Origin of the sequence: Pseudomonas sp. LH21, from assembly GCF_036549575.1 — a bacterium.
GTDB classification, from domain to species: Bacteria; Pseudomonadota; Gammaproteobacteria; order Pseudomonadales; family Pseudomonadaceae; genus Aquipseudomonas; species Aquipseudomonas peradeniyensis.
In genome coordinates this window covers 1,563,147-1,589,303 of record NZ_CP144367.1, presented here as the reverse complement: position 1 = coordinate 1,589,303, position 26,157 = coordinate 1,563,147, and the positions used below count along the sequence as shown (strand labels likewise).

22 protein-coding genes are annotated in these 26,157 nt (G+C 66.0%); 14 read left to right on the top strand and 8 right to left on the bottom strand.

Annotated features, from left to right (window positions below):
- Positions 1 to 13: 13 nt before the first annotated feature.
- The gene (locus VUG52_RS07460; protein ID WP_050706753.1) at positions 14 to 874 is read right to left on the bottom strand and encodes a PHP domain-containing protein; all 861 of its coding nucleotides are present in this window, start codon (positions 872 to 874) and stop codon (positions 14 to 16) included.
- Between the two features lie 67 nt (positions 875 to 941).
- Between VUG52_RS07460 and VUG52_RS07455 the strand changes: the two genes are divergently transcribed.
- From VUG52_RS07455 to VUG52_RS07430, 6 genes are all read left to right on the top strand, one after another.
- The gene (locus tag VUG52_RS07455; RefSeq protein ID WP_050706754.1) at positions 942 to 1,538 is read left to right on the top strand and encodes a septation protein A; all 597 of its coding nucleotides are present in this window, start codon (positions 942 to 944) and stop codon (positions 1,536 to 1,538) included.
- A gap of 1 nt (position 1,539) precedes the next feature.
- A complete protein-coding gene (locus tag VUG52_RS07450; RefSeq protein ID WP_050706755.1) occupies positions 1,540 to 1,839 on the top strand; it encodes a YciI family protein in 300 nt (99 codons plus the stop codon).
- Between the two features lie 163 nt (positions 1,840 to 2,002).
- Complete coding sequence (locus VUG52_RS07445; protein ID WP_050706756.1) at positions 2,003 to 2,395, top strand: hypothetical protein; 393 nt, start codon at positions 2,003 to 2,005, stop codon at positions 2,393 to 2,395.
- Between the two features lie 7 nt (positions 2,396 to 2,402).
- Positions 2,403 to 3,080 (top strand): response regulator transcription factor, encoded by a 678-nt coding sequence (locus VUG52_RS07440; RefSeq protein ID WP_028691090.1) that lies wholly within the window; start codon positions 2,403 to 2,405, stop codon positions 3,078 to 3,080.
- 299 nt (positions 3,081 to 3,379) lie between these two features.
- Positions 3,380 to 3,796, top strand: a complete 417-nt coding sequence (locus tag VUG52_RS07435) for a Spy/CpxP family protein refolding chaperone (protein ID WP_050706757.1) — start codon at positions 3,380 to 3,382, stop codon at positions 3,794 to 3,796.
- A gap of 12 nt (positions 3,797 to 3,808) precedes the next feature.
- On the top strand, positions 3,809 to 5,191 hold the full coding sequence (locus VUG52_RS07430) for a sensor histidine kinase (protein ID WP_050706758.1): 1,383 nt from the start codon (positions 3,809 to 3,811) through the stop codon (positions 5,189 to 5,191).
- A 102-nt stretch (positions 5,192 to 5,293) separates the two neighbouring features.
- On the opposite strand, the gene VUG52_RS07425 is transcribed toward VUG52_RS07430, so the two are convergent.
- On the bottom strand, positions 5,294 to 5,851 hold the full coding sequence (locus tag VUG52_RS07425) for an NAD(P)H nitroreductase (protein ID WP_050706759.1): 558 nt from the start codon (positions 5,849 to 5,851) through the stop codon (positions 5,294 to 5,296).
- A gap of 181 nt (positions 5,852 to 6,032) precedes the next feature.
- Here VUG52_RS07425 and VUG52_RS07420 point away from each other — a divergent pair, with 181 nt between their 5' ends.
- Positions 6,033 to 7,487 (top strand): TrkH family potassium uptake protein, encoded by a 1,455-nt coding sequence (locus VUG52_RS07420; protein ID WP_050706760.1) that lies wholly within the window; start codon positions 6,033 to 6,035, stop codon positions 7,485 to 7,487.
- Here the strand turns inward: VUG52_RS07420 and VUG52_RS07415 are convergent.
- Entirely contained in the window at positions 7,444 to 8,490 is a 1,047-nt protein-coding gene (locus VUG52_RS07415) for an AraC family transcriptional regulator (protein ID WP_050706761.1), read from the bottom strand. The genes VUG52_RS07420 and VUG52_RS07415 overlap by 44 nt on opposite strands.
- Before the next feature lie 154 nt (positions 8,491 to 8,644).
- On the opposite strand from VUG52_RS07415, the gene VUG52_RS07410 reads away from it, so the two are divergent.
- Positions 8,645 to 8,956, top strand: coding sequence for a DUF962 domain-containing protein (locus VUG52_RS07410; protein ID WP_050706762.1), 312 nt, complete (start codon positions 8,645 to 8,647; stop codon positions 8,954 to 8,956).
- 102 nt (positions 8,957 to 9,058) lie between these two features.
- Positions 9,059 to 9,643, top strand: a complete 585-nt coding sequence (locus tag VUG52_RS07405) for an HD domain-containing protein (RefSeq protein ID WP_050706763.1) — start codon at positions 9,059 to 9,061, stop codon at positions 9,641 to 9,643.
- Between the two features lie 148 nt (positions 9,644 to 9,791).
- Here VUG52_RS07405 and VUG52_RS07400 read toward each other — a convergent pair whose 3' ends face one another.
- Positions 9,792 to 10,607 (bottom strand): UDP-2,3-diacylglucosamine diphosphatase, encoded by an 816-nt coding sequence (locus tag VUG52_RS07400; protein WP_050706764.1) that lies wholly within the window; start codon positions 10,605 to 10,607, stop codon positions 9,792 to 9,794.
- A 124-nt stretch (positions 10,608 to 10,731) separates the two neighbouring features.
- Between VUG52_RS07400 and VUG52_RS07395 the strand changes: the two genes are divergently transcribed.
- Positions 10,732 to 11,499 (top strand): helix-turn-helix transcriptional regulator, encoded by a 768-nt coding sequence (locus tag VUG52_RS07395; protein WP_262952505.1) that lies wholly within the window; start codon positions 10,732 to 10,734, stop codon positions 11,497 to 11,499.
- Between the two features lie 178 nt (positions 11,500 to 11,677).
- On the top strand, positions 11,678 to 12,565 hold the full coding sequence (locus VUG52_RS07390) for a DMT family transporter (RefSeq protein ID WP_050706785.1): 888 nt from the start codon (positions 11,678 to 11,680) through the stop codon (positions 12,563 to 12,565).
- Here the strand turns inward: VUG52_RS07390 and VUG52_RS07385 are convergent, their stop codons facing one another.
- The gene (locus tag VUG52_RS07385; protein ID WP_050706766.1) at positions 12,566 to 12,847 is read right to left on the bottom strand and encodes a SelT/SelW/SelH family protein; all 282 of its coding nucleotides are present in this window, start codon (positions 12,845 to 12,847) and stop codon (positions 12,566 to 12,568) included. It abuts the gene before it with no gap.
- A gap of 66 nt (positions 12,848 to 12,913) precedes the next feature.
- On the opposite strand from VUG52_RS07385, the gene VUG52_RS07380 reads away from it, so the two are divergent.
- Positions 12,914 to 15,100, top strand: coding sequence for a patatin-like phospholipase family protein (locus VUG52_RS07380; RefSeq protein WP_050706767.1), 2,187 nt, complete (start codon positions 12,914 to 12,916; stop codon positions 15,098 to 15,100).
- Positions 15,101 to 15,195: 95 nt separating this feature from the next.
- On the opposite strand, the gene VUG52_RS07375 is transcribed toward VUG52_RS07380, so the two are convergent.
- The gene (locus tag VUG52_RS07375; RefSeq protein WP_028691103.1) at positions 15,196 to 15,633 is read right to left on the bottom strand and encodes a MarR family transcriptional regulator; all 438 of its coding nucleotides are present in this window, start codon (positions 15,631 to 15,633) and stop codon (positions 15,196 to 15,198) included.
- Positions 15,634 to 15,771: 138 nt separating this feature from the next.
- Complete coding sequence (gene recQ / locus VUG52_RS07370) at positions 15,772 to 17,919, bottom strand: DNA helicase RecQ (RefSeq protein WP_050706768.1); 2,148 nt, start codon at positions 17,917 to 17,919, stop codon at positions 15,772 to 15,774.
- Positions 17,920 to 18,163: 244 nt separating this feature from the next.
- Here recQ and VUG52_RS07365 point away from each other — a divergent pair, with 244 nt between their 5' ends.
- A complete protein-coding gene (locus VUG52_RS07365) occupies positions 18,164 to 18,751 on the top strand; it encodes a YecA/YgfB family protein (protein ID WP_028691105.1) in 588 nt (195 codons plus the stop codon).
- Between the two features lie 8 nt (positions 18,752 to 18,759).
- Positions 18,760 to 19,125, top strand: a complete 366-nt coding sequence (locus VUG52_RS07360) for a YbaN family protein (RefSeq protein WP_050706769.1) — start codon at positions 18,760 to 18,762, stop codon at positions 19,123 to 19,125.
- 184 nt (positions 19,126 to 19,309) lie between these two features.
- Here VUG52_RS07360 and VUG52_RS07355 read toward each other — a convergent pair whose 3' ends face one another.
- Entirely contained in the window at positions 19,310 to 25,681 is a 6,372-nt protein-coding gene (locus tag VUG52_RS07355; protein WP_331832634.1) for a retention module-containing protein, read from the bottom strand.
- Positions 25,682 to 26,157: the final 476 nt, after the last annotated feature.

The window sequence follows — 26,157 nt, the reverse complement described above, 5'->3', positions numbered from 1 at the left end:
GTAGTCGTCCTGTTCATACCGCCATAGACTGTTCATGTCGGAATCGACGCCACAGAGGTGGCAGGTCCTCAGGCAATGGCCGGTAAGCACCGATCTCGCCCCAGGTGCCAGGGCCGTGGAAGTCACTGCCGGCGCTTGCCAGCAAGCCGAACTCACGAGTGAGGATCGACATTGTCCCCACCTGCTCGGGCGGCATCATCCCATTGACCACTTCCAGTGCCTGCCCCCCTGCCTGAATATAGTCGGCAATCAGCCGTCTGCGCTTGCTGCGGGTCAGTTCGTAGTGCATGGGATGAGCCAGGCTCACCCAGGCATTGGACTCACGCAACGTGGCGACGGTTTCCTCCAGCGTCGGCCAGTGCAGCTTGACGTCTCCCAACTTGCCGGCGCCCAGCCACTTGCGAAAGGCCTCGCCACGGTCCTTGACGAAGCCTGCGCGCACCAGGAATTCGGCGAAGTGCGGGCGCGCCGGGGCGTTGCCGCTGTCACCCAATTCCTGCTGCACGGCCCGCGCGCCGTCGAGCGCGCCCGGCATGCCCTTGGCCGCCAGCTTGCGGTCGATTTCCTCGGCGCGCAGCCAGCGGCCTCGGTGCAGGTTGTCGATGGCCTCGAGCAAGGGCGGGGCATCGAGCGAAAAATCGTAACCCAGCACATGGATGGTGGCGCCGCCCCAGGTGCACGACAACTCTACCCCGCTGACCCACTGCATGCCGTTGTCCAGGCAGGCCTGGCGGGCCTCGGGCAGGCCTTCGAGGGTGTCGTGGTCGGTGAGCGACAGCGTCCGCACCCCGTGCTCATGGGCCCGGGCGACCAGTGCCGTGGGCGACAGGGCGCCGTCGGAGGCCGTGCTGTGACAGTGCAGATCAACATTCATGGAGGAGCGCTTTCGCAGGAATCGATGTTTGTTATTATGCCGTCACATCCCGCTTCTGGCTGCCACTGTGAAACAATTCATCGATTTCATCCCGCTGCTGCTGTTCTTCATCGTCTACAAACTGGACCCGCGCCCGGTCGAATTCGCCGGCCAAAGCTTCGAGTTCGGCGGGATCTACAGCGCCACCGCCATGCTGATCGCCAGCTCCGTGGTGGTCTACGGCGCGCTGTTCCTGCGCCACGGCAAGCTGGAAAAGGGCCAGTTGCTGACCCTGGTCGCCTGCCTGGTGTTCGGCGGCCTGACCCTGGCCTTCCACAGCGAGACCTTCCTCAAGTGGAAGGCGCCGGTGGTCAACTGGCTGTTCGCCCTGGCCTTCGCCGGCAGCCACTTCATCGGTGACCGGGTGCTGATCAAACGCATCATGGGCCACGCCCTGACACTCCCTGAAACAGTCTGGACCCGCCTGAACCTGGCGTGGATCGGCTTCTTCCTGGTGTGCGGCGCCGCCAACCTGTTCGTCGCCTTCACCTTCCAGGACATCTGGGTCGACTTCAAGGTCTTCGGCAGCCTGGGCATGACCGTGCTGTTCCTGGTGGCCCAGGGTGTCTACCTGTCGCGCCACCTGCACGATGCCGACCCTTCCACCTCCAAACCCAAGGACTGACATGCTCTACGCCATCATCGCCAGCGACGTCGAAAACTCCCTGGAAAAACGCCTGGCCGCCCGCCCCGCCCATATCGAGCGCCTGCAGCAGCTCAAGGCAGAAGGCCGTGTGGTGCTCGCCGGCCCGCATCCGGCCATCGACAGCAACGACCCGGGCGCTGCCGGTTTCAGCGGCAGCCTGATCGTCGCCGAGTTCGATTCGCTGGCCGCCGCCCAGGCCTGGGCCGACGCCGACCCGTACATCGCCGCGGGCGTCTACGAAAAGGTCGTGGTCAAGCCGTTCAAGCAAGTCCTGCCCTGATCCGAAACCGCATCGCCTTTTTCGCGGGTAAACCCGCTCCCACAGGCGCCGCACGCCTCTGTGGGAGCGGGTTTACCCGCGAATGAGGCCAACTCGATACCCGCCTCATCTAATCCGACAACCGGCCGACAACCTCCTGAATCGATACGAATCAGGAGTTCCAATGCGTCAAGGTCCGATGTCCCTGCTGCTTTGCCTGTTACTGCTGTCCCCTTTCGCCGCAGCCGAGCAGCCGCTGTCGCTGGAAGCCGGGGCGCGGATCACCGAGCTGCAGCAGCGCCTGGAAGAGAGTGAGAAACAGCGCGACGCGCTGACCCTGCAACTGCAGAACCAGGACAGTGAGCGCGAAAGCGCCCAGCTCTCGCGCCTGCGCCAGGACAACCAGCGCCTGAAGCTGGCGGTCAAGGAGCTGCAGGCCGCCAGCAGCGCACCCCAGCGCCTGCTCACCGACCAGCAGCAGTGGTTCCTGATCGGCTCGGTCGTTGCACTGTTGTCGGCAGTCTGCGGTATCTTAGCCAGCGGCGGACACAGAAGACGCCGGCAATGGTTGAATTGAGTGAGACATGAGCGAGCTGTTACTGATTGATGATGACCAGGAACTGTGCGAGCTGCTCGGCAGCTGGCTGACCCAGGAAGGGTTTGCGGTGCGCGCCTGCCACGATGGCCAGAGTGCGCGCCAGGCCTTGGCCACCCACGCCCCGGCGGCGGTGGTGCTGGATGTCATGCTGCCCGACGGCAGCGGCCTGGAACTGCTCAAACAGTTGCGCAGCGAGCACACCGACCTGCCGGTGCTGATGCTCTCGGCCCGTGGCGAGCCGCTGGACCGCATCCTTGGCCTGGAGCTGGGCGCCGACGACTACCTGGCCAAGCCCTGCGACCCCCGCGAGCTCACCGCCCGCCTGCGCGCCGTCTTGCGTCGCAGCCACCCCAGCGCGCCCAGCAGCCAGGTCGAGATCGGCGACCTGACCTTCAGCCCGGTGCGCGGCGTGGTCAGCATCGACGAGCGCGAGATGACCCTCACGCTGTCCGAGAGCCGCATCCTCGAGGCGCTGCTGCGCCAGCCCGGCGAGCCGCTGGACAAGCAGGAACTGGCGCAGATCGGCCTGGGTCGCAAGCTCACGCTCTATGACCGCAGCCTGGACATGCACGTCAGCAACCTGCGCAAGAAGATCGGCCCGCACCCGGACGGACGGCCGCGCATCGTCGCCCTGCGCAGCCGCGGCTACTACTACAGCCTCTGACAGCGACTACCCCCTGTAGGAGCGGCCTTGTGCCGCGAAAGGGCCGCAAAGCGGCCCCGGCGATCTTTGCAAAAACGCTGAAATCCCGGGGCTGCTGCGCAGCCCTTTCGCGGCACAAGGCCGCTCCTACAGAGATCACGCCAGTTGAAAGATCTTAGCAAGACAGTTGCTCCTACAGGGTTCGCACGACGGCTACCGGCATCTTTACCCTCCCTTTACCCTGGCCTGACCGCCCTTGACCTTGATCTCCCTAGACTGGGCTCATCCGGTAACCACCGGCCCCTGAAAGGAGAGACACCATGCGCAAGACCCTGATCGCCCTGATGTTCGCCGCCGCCCTGCCGACCGTGGCCATGGCCATGCCTGACGGCGGTCCGCGCCACGACGGCCCGCATCATCGCGGTGACGCGCCTTTCGCCCAGCTGGACCTGAGCCGCGACCAGCGCCAGCAGATCGGCAAGCTGATGGGCGAGCAGATGCAACAGCGCCGCGACATCACCGAACGCTACATGGCCAAGCTGCCGGTCGCCGAGCAGAAAGCCATGAAGGACGAACTCAAGGCCAGCCACGACAAGACCGACGGCCAGATCCGCGCCCTGCTCAAGCCCGAGCAGCAGAAGAAGTTCGACGAACTGCAGAAGGAACGCGCCGCGCGCAAGGCCGAATGGAAGGAGTTCCAGGCCTGGAAGGCTGAAAAAGCCGGCAAGGCCCAGTAAGCTGTCAGCCCGATGCCCGGCCCGCGCCCCCGCGGGCCGGGCTTTCGCCCTTTCTCGGAGGTGCTCTTCTTGCGTTCACTGTTCTGGCGCATCCTGGCCAGCTTCTGGCTGGCCATCGCCCTGGTCGCCGGGCTGTCGATCCTGCTCGGGCACATGCTCAACCAGGACACCTGGATCCTCAGCCGCCATCCGGGCCTGAACAACCTGGCCAGTCACTGGGCCCAGCACTATGAACAGGACGGCCTGGAATCGTCGCAGCGCTTCCTGGAGCGACGCAAGCAGCGCTACAAGATCGACGTGCAGGTGCTCGACGACAGCGGCGATGCCGTGGTGCCCGGCACCTTCCCGCGCCGCGCCGCAGCCTTCGAGGCGCGCCAGCACAACGACGAGCGCCGCCTGCCCTGGCGCCGCCTGACCGAGGAATACACCAGCCCCACCAGCGGCGAGACCTACCTGCTGATCTACCGCATTCCCCACCCCGAACTGGCCGCCTGGCACCGCGAGAGCCTGATCTGGCCGCTCAGCGCCCTGGGGATCGCCCTGGTGGTACTGACTCTGTTCAGCCTGCTGGTGACCCTGTCGATCACCCGCCCGCTCAGCCGCCTGCGCGGCGCGGTGCACGACCTGGGGCAGACCAGCTACCAGCAGAACAGCCTGGCACGGCTGGCGGTGCGCCGCGACGAGTTCGGCGTGCTGGCCAACGACTTCAACAAGATGGGCGCGCGCCTGCAGAGCCTGATCGGCAGCCAGCGCCAGCTGCTGCGCGATGTGTCCCACGAACTGCGCTCGCCGCTGGCGCGGCTGCGCATCGCCCTGGCCCTGGCCGAGCGCGCCGAGCCGGAGCAGCGCCAGGCCCTCTGGCCGCGCCTGACCCGCGAGTGCGATCGCCTGGAAGACCTGATCAGCGAGATCCTGGTACTGGCCCGGGTCGATGCCGACCAGGCCCATGCCGAACCCGTGGACCTCAATGCCTTGCTGGGCGGCGTGCGCAAGGACGCCCAGCTGTCAGCGCCGGAACAGGACGTGCGACTGGAGGCGCAGGCAGGCCTGACCTTGCACGGCTGGCCAACCTTGATCGAACGGGCAGTGGACAATTTGTTGCGCAATGCCCTGCGCTTCAATCCGGCCGGGCAGCCGATCGAGGTGCATGCCCGCCGCGAACAGGATCGCATCGTGCTGAGCGTGCGCGATCATGGACCGGGGGTGGCGGCCGAACACCTGGCGCAGCTGGGCGAGCCGTTCTTCCGGGCGCCGGGGCAGGAGGCGCCGGGGCATGGCCTGGGGCTGGCGATTGCGCGCAAGGCGGCGGAGCGGCATGGCGGTAGCCTGGTGCTGGGGAATCATCCGCAGGGTGGGTTCGTGGCGACGCTGGAGCTGCCCTTGGCGCATGAATAGCTGACAGTGGTGATGAACCCATCGCGGGGCAAGCCCGCTCCCACGCATTCCCGTGGGGCGAGCTTGCGTGGGAGCGGGCTTGCCCCGCGATGACCTGATGCTTCAGTTACCCCAGGCGCTGACGTACTGGGCCGTCTCCAGGACCGGCGCCGTGCGCGGCTCGCCCATCGGCGTGCCGACATACAGGTAGCCAATCACCTCTTCATTCGCCTCCAGGCCCAGGCCCTCGTGCACATGGGCATCGAAGGCCATGTCACCGGTACGCCACACCGCGCCGATGCCCTGGGCATGGGCGGCGATGAGGATGCCGTGGGCGGCGCAGCCAGCGGCCAGGCGCTGCTCGATCTTCGGCACCTTGAAATGATCCTGCAGCCGAGCGATCACCACGATCAGCAGCGGCGCCCGCAGCGGCATCGCCCTGGCCTTGTCCAGCGCGGCCGGAGTGGCATCGCCCTTGGCCTGCACCGCCTCGGCGAACAGCTCGCCGAGCTTCTCGCGGCCCTGCCCCTCGATGGTCAGGAAGCGCCAGGGGCGCAGCTGGCCATGGTCCGGCGCGCGCAACGCGGCCTGGAACAGTGCCTCGCGCTGGGCGGCATTGGGCGCCGGTTCAGTCAGGCGTGGCACGGAAACACGGTTGAGCAATGCGTCGAGAGCCTCCATGGGCTACCCTCCTGGCAGATTGAAAGTGCGGCCATTCTGCACCATAGCGCCGCCCTCGTGGGAGCGGGATTGCCCTGTCGCAGGACCAGCAGCGCTTCCACGACACGCTCAATCGTACGTTTACATCACCTCCCCCACAGGTAGAATGGCGCCCTTTCCGTAGCGAGTCAGAGCAGATCACATGGCGTTGCCGACCTTAAGGATCATTGGTTTCATCATCGGCATCTTCCTGATCACCCTGGCAGTGAGCATGGTGGTGCCCATGGCGACCCTGGTGGTCTTCGAGCGCACCGGCGACATGCCCTCGTTCCTCTGGTCGAGCCTGATCACGTTCCTCGCCGGGCTCGGCCTGGTCATCCCCGGCCGCCCCGAGCACGTGCACCTGCGCCCCCGCGACATGTACCTGCTGACCGTCAGCAGCTGGCTGGTGGTCTGCGTGTTCGCCGCCCTGCCGTTCCTGCTGACGCAGCACATCAGCTACACCGACGCCTTCTTCGAAAGCATGTCCGGCATCACCGCCACCGGCGCCACCGTGCTCAGCGGCCTGGACAACATGTCGCCGGGCATCCTGATGTGGCGCTCGATGCTGCACTGGCTGGGCGGCATCGGCTTCATCGGCATGGCGGTGGCAATCCTGCCGCTGCTGCGCATCGGCGGCATGCGCCTGTTCCAGACCGAGTCCTCGGACCGCTCGGAGAAGGTCATGCCGCGCTCGCACATGGTCGCCAAGTCGATCGTCGCGGTGTATGTCGGCATCACCGTGCTTGGCAGCCTGGCGTTCTGGTGGGCGGGCATGAGCCCGTTCGACGCGATCAACCACGCCATGTCGGCGATCTCCACCGGCGGGTTCTCCACTTCCGACCAGTCCCTGGCCAAGTGGGACATCCCCGCGGTGCACTGGGTCGCGGTGGTGGTGATGATTCTCGGCAGCCTGCCGTTCACCCTTTACGTGGCCACCTTGCGCGGCCACCGCAAGGCATTGATCAAGGACCAGCAGGTGCAGGGCCTGCTGGCCATGCTGCTGGCCACCTGGCTGGTGCTCGGCACCTGGTACTGGGCCACCACCGACCTGCATTGGCTCGACGCCCTGCGCCACGTGGCGCTGAACGTCACCTCGGTGGTCACCACCACCGGTTTCGCCCTGGGCGACTACAGCATGTGGGGCAACTTCTCGCTGATGCTGTTCTTCTACCTGGGCTTCGTCGGCGGCTGCTCGGGCTCCACCGCCGGCGGCATCAAGATCTTCCGCTTCCAGGTCGCCTACATCCTGCTCAAGGCCAACCTCAACCAGCTGATCCACCCACGGGCAGTGATCAAGCAGAAGTACAACGGCCATCGCCTCGACGAAGAGATCGTGCGCTCGATCCTGACCTTCTCGTTCTTCTTCGCCATCACTATCTGCATCATCGCCCTGCTGCTGTCGCTGCTGGGCGTGGACTGGATGACCGCGCTGACCGGCGCCGCCGGCACGGTGTCGGGCGTAGGCCCCGGGCTGGGCGAGGTGATCGGCCCGGCCGGCAACTACGCCAGCCTGCCGGACGCGGCCAAGTGGATCCTCTCCGGCGGCATGCTGCTGGGCCGCCTGGAGATCATCACGGTGCTGGTGTTGTGCATGCCGGCGTTCTGGCGTCACTGACCGACAGCCGCGTGCGGTACTCGCTCGGGGTGGTGTCGAACCAGCGGCGGAACGCCCGGTAGAAGTTGCTCGGATCGGCGAAACCCAGCAGGTAGGCGGTCTCCAGCAAGGTGGTGCCGGGCTGCGCCAGGTACTGCTCGGCCAGTTCGCGGCGGGTGTCGTCGAGCAGGGTCTGGAAGCTGGTGCCTTCGTCCTGCAGACGCCGTTGCAAGGTGCGCTGCGACAGGTGCAGGGCCTGGGCCACGGTCTCGCGCTTGGGCTCGCCTTGGGGCAGGATGCGGCACAGCACCTGGCGCACCCGGTGGGTCACGCGGCTTTCCGAGAAGCGCGCCAGGTATTCCCCGGCAAAGCGATCATGCAGCACCGCCATCGCCTCGTTGGCGGTCGGCAGCGGCGCCTCCATGTCGGCACGCTCGAGCACCAGCGCGTCATGGGGCGCGCCAAACACCAGCGGTGCATGGAAGGCCACCTTGTACGGCTCGACATTCTTCGGCTGGCCGCCCTGGATCAGCACCCGCCGCGGCTGGATCGGCCGCCCGCTGAGCCAGGTGCACAGGGCCAGGGCGCAGGCCAGGGACGCCTCGGCGCTGTGCCGGGTCGGCGGCAGGTGGTCGCCATGCACGGTCAGCACCAGGGCGTAGCCGTCGGGCTCGCGGCGAAAGCTCAGGTCCGAACTCTCGGCGATGATCCGCTGGTAGCGCACCAGGCGTTCGAAACCCTCGGCCAGGGTGCGGCTGGACATCAGCGCATAGCCCACCACATGGAACGAGGCCGGACGCACCACCCGGGCCATGTTCAGGCCGATAGCCTCGTTGCCCGACAACTCGACCGCCAACTGCCACAGCCGGGTCATCGAATCCTGGGTGAATCGCGCATCGGGGTCGTCGAGGGCGGAAAAGTCGAGCCCGAGCTGCTTGAACATGGCCGGACAATCGAGCCCTTCCAGCTCGAGTGCCTTGACGATCCCTGATGCCCAGCTGGCTGACGTGGTTCTCTCACTCATGACAGGCTCTTGTGCTGACCGCTCCTGCGGTGAACCGAAAGGATACTCAATTGGCGCCTATTGTCACTGGCCACTGCCCTCAGTGACTCTAGACTCGATTCAGGCTCCACGCCGTGTATCCTGTAAGCACGCCCCGCAGATCCGGAAACCCGCCATGACCCGCACAGCGCAGTTCCGCAGTTTTGCCGAGTTCTATCCCTACTACCTGGGCGAGCACAGCAACGCCACCTGCCGCCGCCTGCACTTCGTCGGCACCAGCCTGGTGATCGCCCTGCTCGCCTACAGCATCGGCAGTGGCCAGTGGCTGTTGCTGCTGGCCGTGCCGCTGGCCGGCTACGGCTTCGCCTGGATCGGGCATTTCTTCTTCGAGAAGAACCGGCCGGCCACCTTCACCCATCCCTGGTACAGCCTGGTCGGCGACTTCGCCATGTTCCGCGACATCCTGCTGGGCCGGCTCAGCCTCTGAATCGGCCCGCAAGGCCAGGTTCGCGTCCCGGCCGGCCACTGCCAAAGCCCGCGTCCTGGCCAACACTGCCAGGCATGTCCCCGACACGAGTGGCCCGCGGCGATGAACAAGCAAGCGAACTTCAGCCACATGCGCGACGGCACCGCCCAGGACTGGGCGATCATCGCCGACGACTTTCGCGCCTATGCCCGGCAGTTGCCCCAGCGCATCCTCGCCCACCTGCGCCTGCTCGATGGCGACTTCGGCGGCTTTCCCATCGATCGCCTGAGCCACTCGCTGCAGACCGCCACCCGCGCCTACCGTGACGGCCGCGACGAGGAATACGTGGTCTGCGCCCTGCTGCACGACATCGGCGACACCCTCGGCAGCTACAACCACCCGGATATCGCCGCGGCGATCCTCAAGCCCTTCGTCAGCGCCGAGAACCTGTGGATGATCGAGAAGCACGGGATCTTCCAGGGCTACTACTTCTTCCACCACCTGGGCATGGATCGCCACCTGCGCGAGCAATTCAGCGATCACCCGCAGTACCAACGAACCATCGAGTTCTGCGCGCGCTACGACGCGGCGGCGTTCGACCCCGAGTACCCGAGCCTGCCGCTGTCGTTCTTCGAACCGATGATGGAGCGACTGTTCGCACAGCCCAGGCAGTCGATCTACAAGGCGGCCTTGAAGGCCTCGGCCTGATTCCAGCTACCCGCCATCTGTAGGAGCGGCCTTGTGCCGCGAATGGGCTGCGTAGCAGCCCCGACGATCTTGAGACATACCCGAGATCCTGGGGCCGCTGCGCGCCCCTTTCGCGGCACAAGGCCGCTCCTACAGGGCTGAAACCGACCTAGGCCGGTTCGCCCAGTTCCGCCAGGCGCGAAGCGGCTTCGCGCGCCTGCGCCTCGGCGAACCGGTACAGTTCGATCCGCCCGTCCCAATGCTCGATCAGCGCCGTGCACGACTCCACCCAGTCGCCGCAGTTGAGGTACTCCACCTCACCCACCCGGCGAATCTCGGCATGGTGGATATGTCCGCACACCACGCCCTGGAAGCCACGCCGGGTGCACTCGTGGGCAATGGCGTCCTCGAAATCGCTGATGAAGTTCACCGCGCCCTTGACCTTGTGCTTGAGGTACGCCGACAACGACCAGTAGCCATAGCCATAACGGGCGCGCCAGTGGTTGAGCCAGCGGTTGAGCACCAGGGTGAACTCGTAGGCCCGGTCGCCGAGAAACGCCAGCCACCGGTGGTAGCGGGTGATCACGTCGAACTGGTCGCCGTGGATCACCAACAGCCGCCGACCGTCGACGGTAAGGTGCTCGGCTTCATCCACAAGCTGGATGTTGCCCAGGATCAGTTTCGAGTAGCGGCGCAGGAATTCGTCGTGGTTGCCGGTGACGTAGATCACCTCGGTACCGCGCTTGCTCAGGGTCAGCAGGCGACGGATGACGTTGGTGTGGGCCTGGGGCCAGTAGATGCCGCCGCGCAGTTTCCAGCCGTCGATGATATCGCCGACCAGGTAGATGCGCTCGGCCTGGTAGCCCTTGAGGAAGTGCGCAAGGTGTTCGGCCTGGCAATCCCGGGTGCCCAGGTGCACATCGGAAATCCACAGGGTACGGACCCGCTGCTTGCGTGACGGGCGGAGAGGTTCGGCGTGGGTCATGGGCAGGCTCCGGCGCTGTTTGCTGGAGACTGGCAGGCACAGGTGACAGATTGGTGGCACGCACATGACCATCCTGCGCCCGCCCGGAGGTGTACACTCTTCACCTGCTTCGTGAGGACTCACCATGACCGCCGCCCCCCTGCTTTCGCTGCGCCATTATCGCCACGACCTGATCGCCCACAGCCACGACCACCCGCAACTGGTGTTCGGCCTGGGCGGGCGCCTGGACTTCGAGGTGGATGGCCGCGGCGGCCGGGTCGGTCGCCAGGACCTGATGGTGGTGCCTGCCGGGGCCCACCACACCTGCGGCAGCCCCGAGGGCAGCCACTGCCTGGTGCTGGACGTGCCGGGCGGGCACTGGCTCGGCGACCACCTGGGCGAGCACGCCGACAACAGCCGCCGCCTGCTCGACCGCCCCGGCCCCCTGGGCCTGAACAGCCGCCAGCAGCAGTTGGTCGACTGGCTGGCGGCAAGCCCGGTGGACGACCCATTGATTGCCCGCCAGGGCGCGGTGCTGTTGCTGGCCAGCCTCAACCTGCAGGCCGGTGCCCCGGTACTCACCAGCAGGCGCTTGCCCTATGCCGCCTTCGACCGGCATATCGAGCAGCACGCCGCCTATCCGTTGCAAGTCGCCGACCTGGCGCGCCTGGCCGGGCTCTCCAGCGCACGACTGCACGCGCGGTTTGCCAGCGAGTGCGGCATGACGCCGATGGACTATATCCGTCAGCGGCGGTTGTCGATGGCGCGGCGACTGTTGCGTGAGACACTGTTGCCGGTGGGTGAGGTCGCGGCGCGGGTGGGGTATGGCTCGCAGAGCGCCTTCAGCGCGGCGGTGATGCGGGCGTTCGGCTGCACGCCGCTGGCGTTGCGGCGCGAGTCTGGCGACAACTGAAGCGAGATGCGCGACAGACACGGGCAGACCAGGCTCTTACACTGAGCGCCAAGATCGTCTCTGCCTGTGCCGGCCTCTTCGCGGGTAAACCCGCTCCCACAGATCAGTGCGAAACCTGTGGGAGCGGGTTTACCCGCGAAGAGGCCGGCACAGGAACCTGCGAATGCAAAGGACCACCATGAACCACCGCACCGCCCTCGGCGCCCTGCATATCGGCGCGCTGTTCTTCGGCCTGACCGGCGTCTTCGGCAAGCTGGCCGCCAGCGCCAGTCCCTCGATCATCGTCTTCGGCCGCGCCCTGTTCGCGGTGCTGGCGCTGGCACTGTTCGCCAGCCTGGCGCGCCAGGCCTGGCAACCGCTGCGCGGCCAGGACCTGCGCCGCCTGCTGCTGGGCGGCGTGCTGCTGGCCGGGCACTGGGTGAGCTTCTTCATCGCGGTCAAGGTCGGCGGCGTGGCCATCGCCACCCTCGGTTTCGCCAGCTTCCCGGCCTTCACCGTGATCCTCGAGGGCCTGCTGTTCCGCGAACGCATTCGCCGCAACGAAGCGCTGCTGGTGCTGCTGGTGAGCATCGGCCTGGTGCTGGTCACCCCGGCCTTCGACCTGGCCAGCGAGGCCACCGGCGGGCTGCTCTGGGCGCTGCTCTCGGGCCTGCTGTTCTCGCTGCTGTCGCTGACCAACCGCGCCGGTTCCGGGCGCCTGCCCGCCGTGCAGGCGGCGCTGTGGCAGAACCTGGTGGTGAGCCTGTGCCTGCTGCCGTTCGCCGTGCCCGGCCTGGGCGCGGTGGCACCGCTGGACTGGCTGTGGATCGCCCTGCTCGGCGTCTTCTGCACCGGCGTCGCCCACAGCCTGTTCGTCGCCAGCCTGGCGGTGATCAAGGCGCGCACCGCCGCCGTGGTGTTCGGCATGGAGCCGGTGTACGGCATCGCCGTGGCCTGGGTGGTGTTCGCCGAACAGCCGACCCTGCGCATGCTCGCCGGCGGCGCCTTGATCATCTTCGCCATCGTGCTGTCCAGCCGCCTGGCCGCCGAGCAACCGGCCCGTCAGCCGCAGCCCGAAAGCGCCTGATCAGCGATCGTTGTGGCCCAGGTCGCGCTGCGGATCGATCTGGTCACGCACCCGCTGCTTGAGCACCTTGGCCTCGGGAAAACCGCCGTCGGCCTTGCGTTCCCAGATCTGCACGCCGTCGCAGGTGATGCGGAACACCCCGCCGGTACCGGGCTCCAGCGCCACCTGGCCGAGGTCGTCGGCAAAGGTGCTGAGCAGCTCCTGGGCCAACCAGGCTGCGCGCAGCAGCCACTGGCACTGGGTGCAATAATTGATGACGATTTGTGGCTTGCTGTCTGCCATGCAGGGAAACTCCGTAGGAAGGGCCGCTTATACTAGCGGTCTTTATCCTCTGGTTTGAGACTCACGATGCGCCGCCTGCTGTACTGCCTCCTGCTGATGCTCACCTCCTTCACCGTGCTGGCCGCCGAAGCAACACGACCAAAGATCGGCCTGGTGCTGTCGGGCGGTGCCGCCCGCGGCCTGGCCCATATTGGCGTGCTCAAGGCCCTGGAGGAACAGGGCGTGCGCATCGACGCCATCGCCGGCACCAGCATGGGCGCGGTGGTCGGCGGGTTGTACGCCTCGGGCTACAGCATCGCCGAACTGGAAAAACTGGCCACCACGCTGGACTGGCAGCAGGCGTTGTCCGATGCGCCGCCGCGCAAGGATGTGCCGTTCCGACGCAAGCAGGACGACCGCGACTTCCTGGTCAAGCAGAAGCTGAGCTTTCGCGACGACGGCAGCCTGGGCCTGCCGCTGGGGGTGATCCAGGGCCAGAACCTGGCCCTGCTGCTGGAAAGCAAGCTGGCCCACACCGCCGACATCCGCGACTTCGACAAGCTGCCGATCCCCTTCCGCGCCGTGGCCACCGACATCACCAGCGGCGAGAAGGTGATCTTCCGCCGCGGCCACCTGCCCCAGGTGATCCGCGCCAGCATGTCGATCCCCGCGGTATTCGCCCCGGTAGAGCTGGATGGCCGGCTGCTGGTGGACGGCGGCATGACCGACAATATCCCGGTGGACGTGGTGCGCGAGATGGGCGTGGACCTGGCCATCGTCGTCGACATCGGCACTCCGCTGCGCAACCGCAAGCAGCTGGCCACGGTGGTGGACGTGCTCAACCAGTCGATCACCCTGATGACCCGGCGCAACTCCGAGGAGCAACTGGCCACCCTGCGCCGCGAAGACATCCTGGTACAGCCGCCGCTGTCAGCCTTCGGCGTCACCGATTTCGGCCGCGCCCAGGACATGATCGACGCCGGCTACCGCGCCACCCGCGCCCTCGACCCGCGCCTGGCGGCGCTGCGCCAGCCCGAGGGCGACAGCAACCTGGCGGTGGCCCGCTCACCGAAACAGCGCACGCCGATCATCACTGCCATCCGGGTGGAGAACGACTCCAAGGTCAGCGACGACGTGATCCGCTACTACATTCGCCAGCCCATCGGTGAGCCGCTGGATCTCGGCCGCCTGCAGACCGACATGGGCACCCTCTACGGCCTGGACTACTTCGACCAGGTGCAGTACCGCGTGGCGCACAAGGGCGACGAGCATACCCTGGTGATCAACGCCCGTGGCCGGCGTGGCGGCACCGACTACCTGCGCCTGGGCCTGAACCTGTCGGATGACCTGCGCGGCGACAGCGCCTTCAACCTCGGCGCCAGCTACCGGGTCAACGGCATCAACCGGCTCGGCGGCGAATGGCTGACCCGCGCGCAGATCGGCGACGAGCAGGAGCTGTACAGCGAGTTCTACCAGCCGCTGGACGTGGGCTCGCGCTACTTCATCGCCCCCTACCTGGCCCTGGGCTCGCAGAACGTCGAGGCGACCCTGGACAACGACCCGGTGGCCGAGTATCGCCTGGAGCGCTACGGCTTCGGGCTCAATGTCGGTCGGCAGATCGGCACCTATGGCGAGGTGCGCCTGGGCGTGGGCAAGGCCTGGGGCAATGCCGAGGTGCGCATCGGCGACCAGGACCTGCCCAAGGTCAGCTTCAACGAGGGCTTCTACGAGCTCAAGTACTCGTTCGATACCTTCGACAACGTCTACTTCCCCCACAGCGGCGAGGACATCGGCCTGACCGTGCGCAAGTACGACAAGTCACTGGACTCGGACCAGGATTACCGGCAGTGGCTGTTCAACCTGGACAAGGCCATCAGCAGCGGGCCGAACACCCTGGTGCTGGGCGGGCGCTACGGGCGCACCCTGGACGATGCCGAAGTGGTCACTTCCAGCTTCGTGTTCGGCGGCGCCCGGCAGCTGTCTGGGTTCCGTCAGGATTCGATCTCCGGGCAGAACATGAGCCTGCTGCGCATGGTCTACTACCGCCGCCTGACGCCACGGGCCTACCTGCCGCTGGATTTCCCGCTGTACCTGGGCGGCTCGCTGGAGCGTGGACGGGCGTGGAACAACGACAATGAGTTCGACAGTGGCTACATCAATGCGGCGAGCATCTTCCTGGGGCTGGAAACGCCGCTGGGGCCGTTGAACCTGAGCTATGGGGCCAACGATGCCCATGAGAAGGCGGTGTACCTGAACCTGGGGCATACCTTCTAGAAATGATCGCGGGGCAAGCCCGCTCCCACAAGTCATGCGGCCTATTGTGGGAGCAGACTCGTGGGAGCGGGCTTGCCCCGCGATTGATGAAGGGTTCAGGACTTCTCGAGATTATCGAGAATCTTCGCATGCACGCGCATGCACACTTCCATGTCGGCCTCGTCTATGCCGGTGAACAGCTCGAGGCGCAAGGCGTTGGCGATGGTCTCGATCTGGTCGATCAGTGGCTTGGCCGGCGGGCACAGCAGGATCTTCTTGGCCCGGCGGTCTTCCATCACCGCCTGGCGGCGCACCAGCCCCTGGCTCTCGAGGCTGTCGAGCAGACGCGCCAGGGTCGGGCCCTCGACGCCCACGCTCTGGGCCAGCTCACGCTGGGTCGGCGCCTCGTCGAACCTGGCCAGGTGCAACAGCACCAGCCAACGGGCTTGCGACAGGTTGAGCCCGGCCAGGCGGCGGTCCAGTTCGGCACGCCAGCCCCGGGACATCTGGGCCAGCTGCATGCCGAAGCGGTGTTGGTTGTCGGTCAGGGGCATAAGCAACTCAATGAATAGAACTAATTATTAGCCAGCTAATCATGGCCCGGCCAATCAGGCAAGGTTGGACGCCTCGGAAATGGCTGATAATCATGTAAGGGTATGACAAAGGTCAGCAATTGGCGCAAATGCCGGCAATCACAGGCCGAACTCCACCGCCAGCGCCGCCCGTACGCAATGCAGGACGCCTTCCGGCACCCGCTGGCCGAACAACGGCGCCACGCCGGACACCGGCGGCAACTCGCCCTCGCCGTCGAGGAAGGCGTCCTGCACTTCCATCATCAGTTCTTCCGGCAAGTCCAGCGCCTGCTCCAGGCTCAGTTCCTGGCGGCCGATGGCCTCGGCCAGCAGGCTGTAGACGTTCTTCTCGGTGCAGTTCAGCTGCCCGGCGATCTGCGCCGGGGTCATGCCGGCGCGGGCCAGGCTGACCAGTTCGTGGCGTAGGTCGAGCACCACCTTCGGCGCCTCCTCGGTGCCACCGGCGCCGTTGAGCACTTCGAGGAAGGCCTGGCCGTAGCGCTCCAGCTTGCGCGCGCCGACACCGCTGACCTGAGCCATGTCGCTGAGGCTGGTGGGCATGCTGCGCAGCATCTCCAACAGGGTGGAGTCGGGGAAGATGACGTAGGGCGGCACGCTGTGCTCCTCGGCCAGCTTGCGCCGCAGGGTGCGCAGCGCTTCCCACAGCTCGCGCTCCTCGGCCCGTACCAGCTGGCTGGCCGGGCTGCCGCCACCGCTGGAGGAAGACTTGGCCACGGTCTGCGGCTTGAGGTCGCGGCGCAGCTGCAAATTCACCTCGCCGCGCAGCAACGGCCGGCAGCTGTCGGACAGACGCAGGCCACCGTAGCCTTCCAGGTCGATATCCACCAGGCCGCGCGCCACCAACTGGCGGAACAGCGAGCGCCACTCGGCTTCGGCCAGCGCCTTGCCGACGCCGAATACCGACAGCTTCTCGTGGCCGAAATTGCGCACTTTTTCGGTGTCCTTGCCCAGCAGCACGTCGACCAAGTGGCCGACGCCGTAGCGCTGGCCGGTGCGGAACACCGCCGACAGCGCCTGGCGCGCAGGCTCGGTGGCGTCCCAGGTCTGCACCTGGTCGACGCAGTTGTCGCAATGCCCGCACGGTTGCTCGAGCACTTCGTCGAAGTAGGCCAATAGCGACTGGCGGCGGCAGCGGGTCTCCTCGCACAGCGCCAGCATGGCGTCGAGCTTGTGCTGCTCGATGCGCTTGTGGCGCTCGTCGCCCTCGGAGTTCTGCAGCATCTGCTTGAGCATCACCATGTCCTGCAGGCCGTAGGCCATCCAGGCGTCCGAGGGCAGGCCGTCACGGCCGGCGCGGCCGGTCTCCTGGTAATAGGCCTCGAGCGACTTGGGCAGGTCGAGGTGGGCGACGAAGCGCACGTTGGGCTTGTCGATGCCCATGCCGAAGGCGATGGTCGCGACCATGATCAGCCCTTCCTCGTTGAGGAAGCGGTGCTGGTTGGCGGCGCGGGTCTCGGCGGCCAGGCCCGCGTGGTAAGGCAGCGCCGGGAAGCCCTGGTCGCAGAGGAAGGCGGCGGTCTCGTCGACCTTCTTGCGCGACAGGCAATAGACGATGCCGGCGTTGCCGCGGCGCTCGCCGAGGAAGGCCATCAACTGCTTGCGCGGCGACTCCTTGGGCACGATGCGGTAGAAGATGTTCGGCCGGTCGAAGCTCGACAGGAAGCGCTCGGCGCCCTGCAGGTGCAGGCGCTGGACGATCTCCTCGCGGGTGCGCATGTCGGCGGTTGCGGTCAGGGCGATGCGCGGCACATGCGGGAACAGCTCGGCGAGCTGGCCCAGTTGCAGGTACTCGGGGCGGAAGTCATGGCCCCATTGCGACACGCAGTGGGCCTCGTCGATGGCGAACAGGGCGATGTCCAGGCCACGCAGGAAGTCCAGCATACGCGGCTGGACCAGGCGCTCGGGGGCCAGGTAGAGCATCTTCACCTCGCCACGGCGCAGGCGCCCGGCCAGGTCGCGCTGCTGCTCGGCGCTGAGGGTGGAGTTCAGCGCCGCGGCGGCCACGCCCAGTTCGTCGAGGGTGGCGACCTGGTCGTCCATCAGCGCGATCAGCGGCGAGACCACCACGGTCAGGCCCGGGCGCAGCAGGCCAGGCACCTGGAAGCACAACGACTTGCCGCCACCGGTGGGCATCAGCACCAGGGCGTCGCCGCCGCCTGCCACACATTCGATGATCGCTGCCTGGCGCCCGCGGAAACTGTCGTAACCGAAGACATCCTTGAGGACGCGCTGAGCCTGTTCGAGCATTTGCCACTCCAAAATCGCCGTACCATCCTGGACTCAGGCTGGACGATAAATGCGCCGCGCACACATCGAATGCGTAAGCGGTTTTTGCCGGATGGCCGCAAAACGCCACCGGGCACGAAAAACCGCGGAGTATACCCGACTGCCGCGCTGTGCCGCATGCCCCGGTGACAGACGTTCCCTTTGCCCCGCAGCCGCCGCAAGGTGCTAGAATTCACTATCGTTTATTCCCCAAGGTAGCCCTGTAATGTCCTTCGCCGAGCAACTGACCCGCCTGCAAGCCTTCCTCGACGCCGATGAGCTGCACGAAGAAGCGCTGGACTACGTCGCCGCACACGGCTACCTGACCGCGCTGTCGATCTGCTCCGAGGAAGTTCCAGAACGCGAATGGATCGACGCGCTGTTCGCCGAAGAACCGCACTACGCCAGCGATGCCCAGCGCACTGAGATCGAGGCCACCCTGGTCGCGCTCAAGGCGCACATCGCCCGCCAACTGGCCAGCGACGAGGAATTCGACCTGCCCTGCGAGCTGGACCTGACCGACGAGCCGGACGATTCCGACCTGCGCGGCTGGTGCATCGGCTTCATGGAGGGTGTCTTCCTGCGTGAAGAGGCCTGGTTCGAGAACGCCGAGGAAGAAGTCAGCGAAATGCTGCTGCCGATCATGGTCGGCTCGGGCCTGTTCGACGAGCAGCCGGAGTTCGCCGACATCGCCGGCAACGCCAACCTGCAGGACGACATGATCGTGCAGATCCCCGAGGCACTGAGCGCGCTGTTCCTGCTGCTGCACGCCCCTGAAGAGAAGCCTGCCCTGCTCAAGCCGCGCCACCACTGATCGACGTGGTGCGCTACCTGCTGCTGGCCGCCGGCTGGCTCAGTGTCGCGCTCGGGGTGGCGGGGATCTTCCTGCCGGTGCTGCCCACCACCCCGTTCTTGCTCTTGGCGGCGGCCTGCTTCGCCCGCAGCTCGCCGCGCTTTCACCATTGGCTGGTGAATCATCCGAAACTCGGGCCGTGGATCCGCGACTACCTCAGCGGCGAGGGGATTCCGCTGCGGGGCAAGGTCTATGCGATCGGCCTGATGTGGGCCAGCATCGGGCTGTCCTGCTACCTGGTGCCATTGTTCTGGGCACGGGTGTTCATGCTGACCAGCGCGGTGCTGGTCAGTGCCTGGATCCTCAGGCAGAAGACCCTGCAGCGACCGAATTGAGCCGGATGGCCAAGCACAATCCCCCTGTAGGAGCGGCCTTGTGTCGCGAAAAGGGCGCGAAGCGGCCCCAGGATTTCAGCATTGATGCAAAGATCGCCGGGGCCGCTTTGCGGCCCTTTCGCGACACAAGGCCGCTCCTACAGGGGAATGCGTAACAGCACGCCTCGGTTCATCTCCCCGCCGCTTACACCGTATCCACCTTCAACGAATGGTCATTGAGCATGCCGGTGATGATGGTCGCGGTGTCATGCCCTGCCGCGATCACCCCGCCCGCCCCGGCCGCGACCCCGTAGTGCTGCGCCAGGTCTATCCCGGCCAGGTCGATGGTCTGGGTCGGCGCCGCGCCGGCGACGCTGCTGACTTCGATGGTCGACACCACGTTGACGCCGCTGCCACTGACCTTGAAGTGCAGGTAATCATCCAGCGATGCGCTGGTGGCGTTCTCCCCCTGCAGCAGTTGCGACAGATCCAGCCGATCGCTGCCCGGGGTGAAGTCGGTCACGGTGTCGTGCCCGGTGTCGCCCTTCAGCCAGACGAAGGTGTCGTTGCCGCTGCCACCGGTGAGGGTGTCATCGCCGCGCCCGCCGATCAGGATGTCGTTGCCGGCGCCGCCCCTGAGCACATCGTTGCCCGCGCCGCCGTTGAGCAGGTTGTCGCCGTCGTTGCCGGTCAGGGTGTCGTTGTAGTCCGAACCGATCAGGTTCTCGATGCCGTTGAGGGTATCCAGCCCCGCGCCGACGGTGTTCTGCTGGCCGACATGGCCCAGGTCGACAGTCACGCCACTGGTTGCCCTGGCATAGCTGGCGGTGTCGTTGCCGGGGCCGCCGTCGAGCAGATCATTGCCCGGCCCACCGATCAGCAGGTCATCGCCATCGCCGCCATACAGGCTGTCGTTGCCTGCGCCGGCCACCAGCACATCGTTGCCGGCGCCGCCGTGCAGGGTGGTGTCGCCCGTTCCGGCCAGCAGCACATCGTCCCCTGAAGTACCGGTGAGGGTATTGCCGGCCTGATAGGTGATGTCCACCGCGCCGGTTGCCGTGCCACCATGGTTGTCGCTGACGCTGTAGCTGCCGTGGTAGTCGTCATTGCTGGCGTTGCTGTAGTCCACCACCAGGCTCAGCTTGTAGTTCTCGGCGGCCTTGCTGTTGCCCGAGGCGTTCTCGGTGTTGATCACATGGATGCTGTACACGCCGTCATGGGTGGCGGTGAAGCTGCCGCCATCGGCGATGGTCTGGTAGCTACCGCTGGCATCCTTCCACTCCATCAGCAGGTTGCCGGCAGGCCGGTCATGGTCGAGGGTCAGGGTCTCGCCCTTGCGCAGGGTGACCGTCAGGGTGTCCTCGTCGTTGGCGTTGGCACTGCTGATCGAGCCCAGGTAACCGGCCACCACCAGAGCGGCGGTCATGCTGCCGTTGAGGCTGGTGAACTCGCTGCGGGCCAGGTCGCGCAACTGGTTCTCGGCCTTGTTGGCGGTGGCGTTGAAGGTGATGGTCTGCGCCTGCGTGCCCGCCGTGAAGCCCGCGCCCTTGTCGGCGAAGTTGGTATTGAAGGTAGTCGGCGCGGCGCTCAGGGTGTCGTGGTCCGGGTCGCTGTCATTGGCCAGCAAGGCCTCTGCCGGCACGCTCAGGGTGGCGCCCTTGATGTTGGTGATGATGTGGTCGGCGCCAGCGACCGGCCCGCCGTTGCTGTTGATGTTCACCGTCAGGCTGGCGCTGCGGGTGTCGCCGTCGTTGTCGCTGGCGATGAAGCCGAACTTCTCCACCTGGCCGCTGCCGTTGTCCTTCGGCGGCGTGTAGGTGAACTCGCCGTTGTCCATGTTCACCACCAGGGTGCCGCCCAGGCCGGTCTTGATGTTCAGGCTGTTGCTGACGGTGTCGAACGTGGCCTTGTCCACCCCGCCACTGACCGCATAACCGCCCTGCCCACCATTGGCCTTCGGATCGTAGGTGTAGGTGGTGCCGTCCACCAGCAGCGCCTTGATGAAGCCGCCGTCGGCACCGAAGTCGCCGCCGCTCATCAGGCTGCCGGTGATCGGCGCGCCCTGCACCGTGCCGGAGAGCACCGCACTCAGCTGGCTGAGGTCGGTGACCACCACCGAGTTGGTGTCGGTATGGCTGCTGCCGTCGTAGGCCAGCGGGTCGAGGTTGCCCTCGTTGACGCCGCTGCCCATGCCGATGGCGTAGGACTTGATGCCATTGTTGTCGAGGAAGTTTTCCCAGGCAGCCTCGCGCGGCGCCGTCATGGCGTGGCCGTTGGTGGGCTCGCCGTCGGAGAAGAAGTAGCTGATGTTCTGCGCACCCACCAGTTTGCCGGTGGTGGCAAAGGCTTCCTGGGCCTTGGTGGCCGCCGAGTCGTAGTAGGTCGAGCCGCCGGGAGTGAGCCCGGCGATCAGGCTCTTGGCTTCGCTGATCGAGACCCACACCGGCGTCTTCATCTCGGCGCCGGTGCCGAAGGTGACGATCTGCACCTTGATGTCGCCCATCTCGTCGTACTTGTCGAGCAAGGCGCTGATGGCCTGCTTGGTCAGCTCCAGGCGGGTCAAGCCCGGCACGCCGGAGCTTGCGGCCATGCTGCTGGAAACGTCCACCACCAGCAGGATGTTGGAGTCCACCTGGCCGGGCGTGATGCTGCGCACCGCGCATTGCACCGTCGGCACATCGTCGACGATGTTGATGGCGATGGTGCTGGTGACGCTGTTGCCCAGGGCGTCGGTGGCCTTGTAGGTGAAGTACTCATTGACGGTGTTGGCCCCGTCGTTGGCGCCACCCGGGGTCTTCGGCGCCGAGGTCAGGGTGTAGGTGTAGGAGCCGTCACCGTTGAGCTGGATCTGGCCGTACTGACCCACGGCATTGCCGACCAGGCTGTAGGTCAGTGCGCCGACGCCGCCATGCACCGAGCCGACCAGGCTGCCGGAGGCGGTCTCGCCGGTGGAACCCGGGTCGCTGCCGGTCACGCTGCCGGCGGCCAGGTCGTTGCCATCCTTGTGCAGGTCCAGGGCTTTTTCGTAGACGGTGACGTCGTTGTCCTCGCACGCCACCAGCTTGCTGTCCTGGACATTGATGCGAATGGTCGTGGTGCTCTCGTCGCCATCGGCGTCGCGGATGGTGTAGACGAAACTGTCGGTCGCCCCGGCGGGCGGCACGCTGTCGGGGTTGGCGTGGTAGGTGGCGTTGCCCTGGTTGTCCAGGGTCAGGTAGCCGTACTGACCGACGATGCTGTCGCCGACATGGCCGATGGCTGACGTCGAGGTGTCAGAGCCTGCTCGCACGCCGACCACGTATTGCCCGTCGGCACGCACATCGGCGCCGACCACATCGTTGTCCAGCACGTTGCCACTGACACTGGCGCCTTCCTTGACCGAGGCCACGTCGCAATGGGCCTTGGGCACGTCGTCGACAATGCTGACCACGATGGTGCTGGTGGTGGTGTTGCCGAGCGAGTCCTTCACCTGGTAGGTGAAGCTCTCGGTGACCACGTTCGGGCCGTCGTTGGCGTGGTTGGGCGAGTCCGGCGCCGAAGTCAGGGTGTAGGTGTAGCTGCCATCGCTGTTCAGCTGGATCTGGCCATACTGCCCGGCGGCATTGCCGACCAGGGTGAAGGTCAGGGCGCCGATGCCGCCGCTGACCGAACCGGCCAGCGAGCCGCTGGTGGTTTCCGTGGTGGCGTGCGGGTCACTGCCGGTGACCGTGCCTGCGGCCAGGTCGTTGCCATCCTTGGTCAGGTCCAGGGCTTTCTCGTAGACCTTGGCCGTGTCGTCGGGGCAGGCGACCAGCGAGATATCGTGCACGTCGATGGTGATGGTGGTGGTGCTCTCGTCGCCATCGGCATCGCGGATGGTGTAGACGAACACATCCGTGGCACCGGCCGGCGCCACGCTGTCAGGGTTGGCGTGGTAGGTGGCGTTGCCCTGGGCATCGAGGGTCAGGTAGCCGTACTGCCCAACCACATTGCTGCCCAGCTGGCCGATGGCCGAGGTCGACGTGTCGCTGCCTGCGCGCACGCCGACCACATACTTGCCATCGGCCGGCACGTCCGCGCCGATCACATCGTTGACCAGCACATTGCCGCTGACGGTGCCACCTTCGTAGACATTGGCGAAGTCGCTGTGAGCCTTGGGCACGTCGTCGACGATGCTGATCACGATGGTGCTGGTGGTCGAATTGCCGAGCGAATCCTTCACCTGGTAGGTGAAGGTTTCCGTCAGCACGTTCGGGCCGTCGTTGACGTGATTCGGCGAATTCGGCGCCGAGGTCAGGGTGTAGGTGTAGGAGCCATCGGCATTCAGCTGGATCTGGCCGTACTGGCCGGTGGCATTGCCGACCAGGGTGAAGGTCAGCGCCCCGGTTCCGCCACTGACCGAACCGGCCAGCGAGCCGCTGGCCGTCTCGCCAGTCGAGCCTGGCTGGCTGCCGTCCACATTCCCTGGGGCCAGGTCGTTGCCATCCTTGGTCAGGTCGAGGGCTTTCTCGTAGACCGTGACCTCGCTGTCGGCACCGGCGATCAGCGAGCAATCGCGCACGTCGATGGTGATGGTGGTGGTGCTTTCGTCACCGTCACTGTCACGCACGGTGTAGACGAACACGTCCGTGGCCCCGGCAGGTGCCACGGCGTTGGGGTTGGCGTGATAGGTGGCGTTGCCCTGGGCATCCAGGGTCAGGTAGCCGTACTGGCCCTGGACCTGGGTGCCCAGCTGGCCGCTGGCCGAGGTCGAGGTATCGGCGCCGGCCCGCACGCCGACCACGTACTTGCCATCGGCGCGCACGTCCGCACCGGAGGTGTCGTTGTCGAGCACGTTGCCACTGACCGTGCCGCCTTCGACGACACTGGCCGAATCGGGATTGGCCTTGGGCAGGTCATCGACGATATTCACGTCCAGCGAGCCGTTGGCCGTGCTGCCGTCGGTGTCCGTGGCCGTGACGGTAAAGTGCTCGGACAGGCTGTTGGCGCCGTCGCCGTTGGCGTGGCTCTCATTGTCCAGCAAGGTGTAGCTGTAGCTGATCACGCCCGTGGCCGGGTTGTAGCCGGTGATGGTCAGGGTATTGCCCAGGGCCGTGGTGATCGACTGCGGGTAGCTAGCCGCCACGCCGCCGCTGACCACGCTGATGCCGCCGACGCTCAAGGATTGCAGGCCATCCGGTGCGCTGACCGTGAAGGTGCCGCTCTGGGTCAGTGCACTTGGGTTCGGCGCGCTGCCGTCGGCCAGGTTCTTCTCGTAGACAGTCAGTTCGCCACCGTTCACGTTCAGACCGCCCAAGGTCACCGGATCGTCGAGGTTGCTGATGTTGAGGGTCAGGGTCGCGGTGCTGGTATCGCCGTCGCCGTCCTTCAGGGTGTAGGTGAAGGTCTCCACCCCATTGCCACCGCCGTGCAGGTTCTTGAAGTCCGGGTCGTTGGTGTTGAGGGTGTAGGTGTAGGAGCCGTCCGCCGCCAGGACCAGGGTGCCGTAGGTGCCGACGAAAGTGCCGGCCACCACCGGACCGCTGGGGATGCGGTCCGCCCCCTGGATATCGTTGCTCAGCACATTGCCGCTGAGTTCCACCTGCTGCTCGGTGGCAGCGGTGGCATGGGTGTCGTTCACCGCCCGTGGCACATCGTCGCGGATGATCACGTCCAGGGAGCCACTGGCCACGTCACCATCCGTGTCGCTGACCAGCACCGGAAACTGCTCGCCCAGGGTATTACTGCCCGCGCCGTCCGGGTGGTGCTCGGCGCCGGTCAGGGTGTAGCTGTAGCTCACCACGCCGGTGGCCGGGTTGTAGCCGGTGATGGTCAGCACATTGCCGAGCCCGGTGACGATGGACTGCCCGACGCCGGTGACCACGCCCGCCGTGACCACATTGATGCCGCCGACACTGAGGTTGAACACGCCGTCGGCGGCCACCACCGTGAAGCTGCCTGACTGAGTCAGGGCCGCCGGGTTGCTGGCCGACCCCTGGGGCAGGTTGGCCTCGTCCAGGGTCAATTCGGCGGGGCTGATATCCAGGCCATCGAGGCTGACCGGATTGTCGATCACGGGTGCACTGGCCAACACCGGCCCGTCATCGTTGCCGTCAAGACCGCCGAGTTCGAGATTGGCCAGCAGGGGGAAACCATTGAATCCCGCGGTGGGGAAGCCGATGGTGGGATCCACCCGGGCGCCCACCTCGGTCAGTATCACGAAACTGTGCCCCCCGCCGAGCGCCCCCGACACACCCGACGGGTTGCCGCCCGCCGCCGTCGCCTCGGCCTCCTGGGTGGGGTCGGCGCCTGCGGCAATGGCTTTTTGCAGTTGCTCGACATCGCTGAGCTGGGCGTCGCTGGGCTGCGCGTCCGGCGCCTGCACATGGGGCGCGCGATTGGCCAGCAGGTCGGTGGTCATCTCCAGGCTGCTGTCGCGGCCCAGGGTCAGCTGCGCGCCATTTTGCAGCCGCACCGCCACGGCGCCCTCGCTGCCGGTCTCGAGCTGTTCGCCGGCGAACAACCGGTCGCCCTCCACCAACAGGCGGCGATGACCATCGTCGCCCACCGCGAATACCTGGCCGATCACCTTGCCGACTACACCGACTAATTTAGCCATGAGCGTACGCCTCCCCTGCCGATGGGCTTTTCGCAGATCAAGGCGTGCCGGGTAATGTGCGCAACGTTCCGAATGCCATGGCTGGTGGATCGTTGCTGTCACGTTCGTGAGAAACCACGCTCCTTGTGACGACTGCCGCGATAGCGAGAAGGGCGAATGGCCATTATTGAGTGCCATTTTTCTGTCGCCAAATTCCGCTTTCGCCTTCCTCCCCTGTCTCCTTAGCTGCAAAAAATCTGGAACTTTCACCAAGGCCCGAAAATCGCCTGTCCCAGCCAATTCCCGTAACCGCCTGAATGAAACAATGTCCCGGATTCTTTAGACCGCATAAGTTTTTTTTCGCATATATCTTATGAAAAAATCTTCTTAGCTCGCCCGGTAAATGTTCTTAGCTCTGTTGTTACAAACCTGAAACGGTTTGATTCTAATTTTTCGTCATTTTTTTGGCGATTAGCAGGACATTATTCAAGACCAGG

What these genes read in the sequence shown, in the direction of transcription:
- VUG52_RS07460 (WP_050706753.1), bottom strand. Translation starts at nt 874, where the DNA reads ATGAATGTTGATCTGCACTGTCACAGCACGGCCTCCGACGGCGCCCTG.
- VUG52_RS07450 (WP_050706755.1), top strand. Translation starts at nt 1,540, where the DNA reads ATGCTCTACGCCATCATCGCCAGCGACGTCGAAAACTCCCTGGAAAAA.
- VUG52_RS07445 (WP_050706756.1), top strand. Translation starts at nt 2,003, where the DNA reads ATGCGTCAAGGTCCGATGTCCCTGCTGCTTTGCCTGTTACTGCTGTCC.
- VUG52_RS07440 (WP_028691090.1), top strand. Translation starts at nt 2,403, where the DNA reads ATGAGCGAGCTGTTACTGATTGATGATGACCAGGAACTGTGCGAGCTG.
- VUG52_RS07435 (WP_050706757.1), top strand. Translation starts at nt 3,380, where the DNA reads ATGCGCAAGACCCTGATCGCCCTGATGTTCGCCGCCGCCCTGCCGACC.
- VUG52_RS07430 (WP_050706758.1), top strand. Translation starts at nt 3,809, where the DNA reads ATGCCCGGCCCGCGCCCCCGCGGGCCGGGCTTTCGCCCTTTCTCGGAG.
- VUG52_RS07425 (WP_050706759.1), bottom strand. Translation starts at nt 5,851, where the DNA reads ATGGAGGCTCTCGACGCATTGCTCAACCGTGTTTCCGTGCCACGCCTG.
- VUG52_RS07420 (WP_050706760.1), top strand. Translation starts at nt 6,033, where the DNA reads ATGGCGTTGCCGACCTTAAGGATCATTGGTTTCATCATCGGCATCTTC.
- VUG52_RS07415 (WP_050706761.1), bottom strand. Translation starts at nt 8,490, where the DNA reads ATGAGTGAGAGAACCACGTCAGCCAGCTGGGCATCAGGGATCGTCAAG.
- VUG52_RS07410 (WP_050706762.1), top strand. Translation starts at nt 8,645, where the DNA reads ATGACCCGCACAGCGCAGTTCCGCAGTTTTGCCGAGTTCTATCCCTAC.
- VUG52_RS07405 (WP_050706763.1), top strand. Translation starts at nt 9,059, where the DNA reads ATGAACAAGCAAGCGAACTTCAGCCACATGCGCGACGGCACCGCCCAG.
- VUG52_RS07400 (WP_050706764.1), bottom strand. Translation starts at nt 10,607, where the DNA reads ATGACCCACGCCGAACCTCTCCGCCCGTCACGCAAGCAGCGGGTCCGT.
- VUG52_RS07395 (WP_262952505.1), top strand. Translation starts at nt 10,732, where the DNA reads ATGACCGCCGCCCCCCTGCTTTCGCTGCGCCATTATCGCCACGACCTG.
- VUG52_RS07390 (WP_050706785.1), top strand. Translation starts at nt 11,678, where the DNA reads ATGAACCACCGCACCGCCCTCGGCGCCCTGCATATCGGCGCGCTGTTC.
- VUG52_RS07385 (WP_050706766.1), bottom strand. Translation starts at nt 12,847, where the DNA reads ATGGCAGACAGCAAGCCACAAATCGTCATCAATTATTGCACCCAGTGC.
- VUG52_RS07380 (WP_050706767.1), top strand. Translation starts at nt 12,914, where the DNA reads ATGCGCCGCCTGCTGTACTGCCTCCTGCTGATGCTCACCTCCTTCACC.
- VUG52_RS07375 (WP_028691103.1), bottom strand. Translation starts at nt 15,633, where the DNA reads ATGCCCCTGACCGACAACCAACACCGCTTCGGCATGCAGCTGGCCCAG.
- recQ (WP_050706768.1), bottom strand. Translation starts at nt 17,919, where the DNA reads ATGCTCGAACAGGCTCAGCGCGTCCTCAAGGATGTCTTCGGTTACGAC.
- VUG52_RS07365 (WP_028691105.1), top strand. Translation starts at nt 18,164, where the DNA reads ATGTCCTTCGCCGAGCAACTGACCCGCCTGCAAGCCTTCCTCGACGCC.
- VUG52_RS07355 (WP_331832634.1), bottom strand. Translation starts at nt 25,681, where the DNA reads ATGGCTAAATTAGTCGGTGTAGTCGGCAAGGTGATCGGCCAGGTATTC.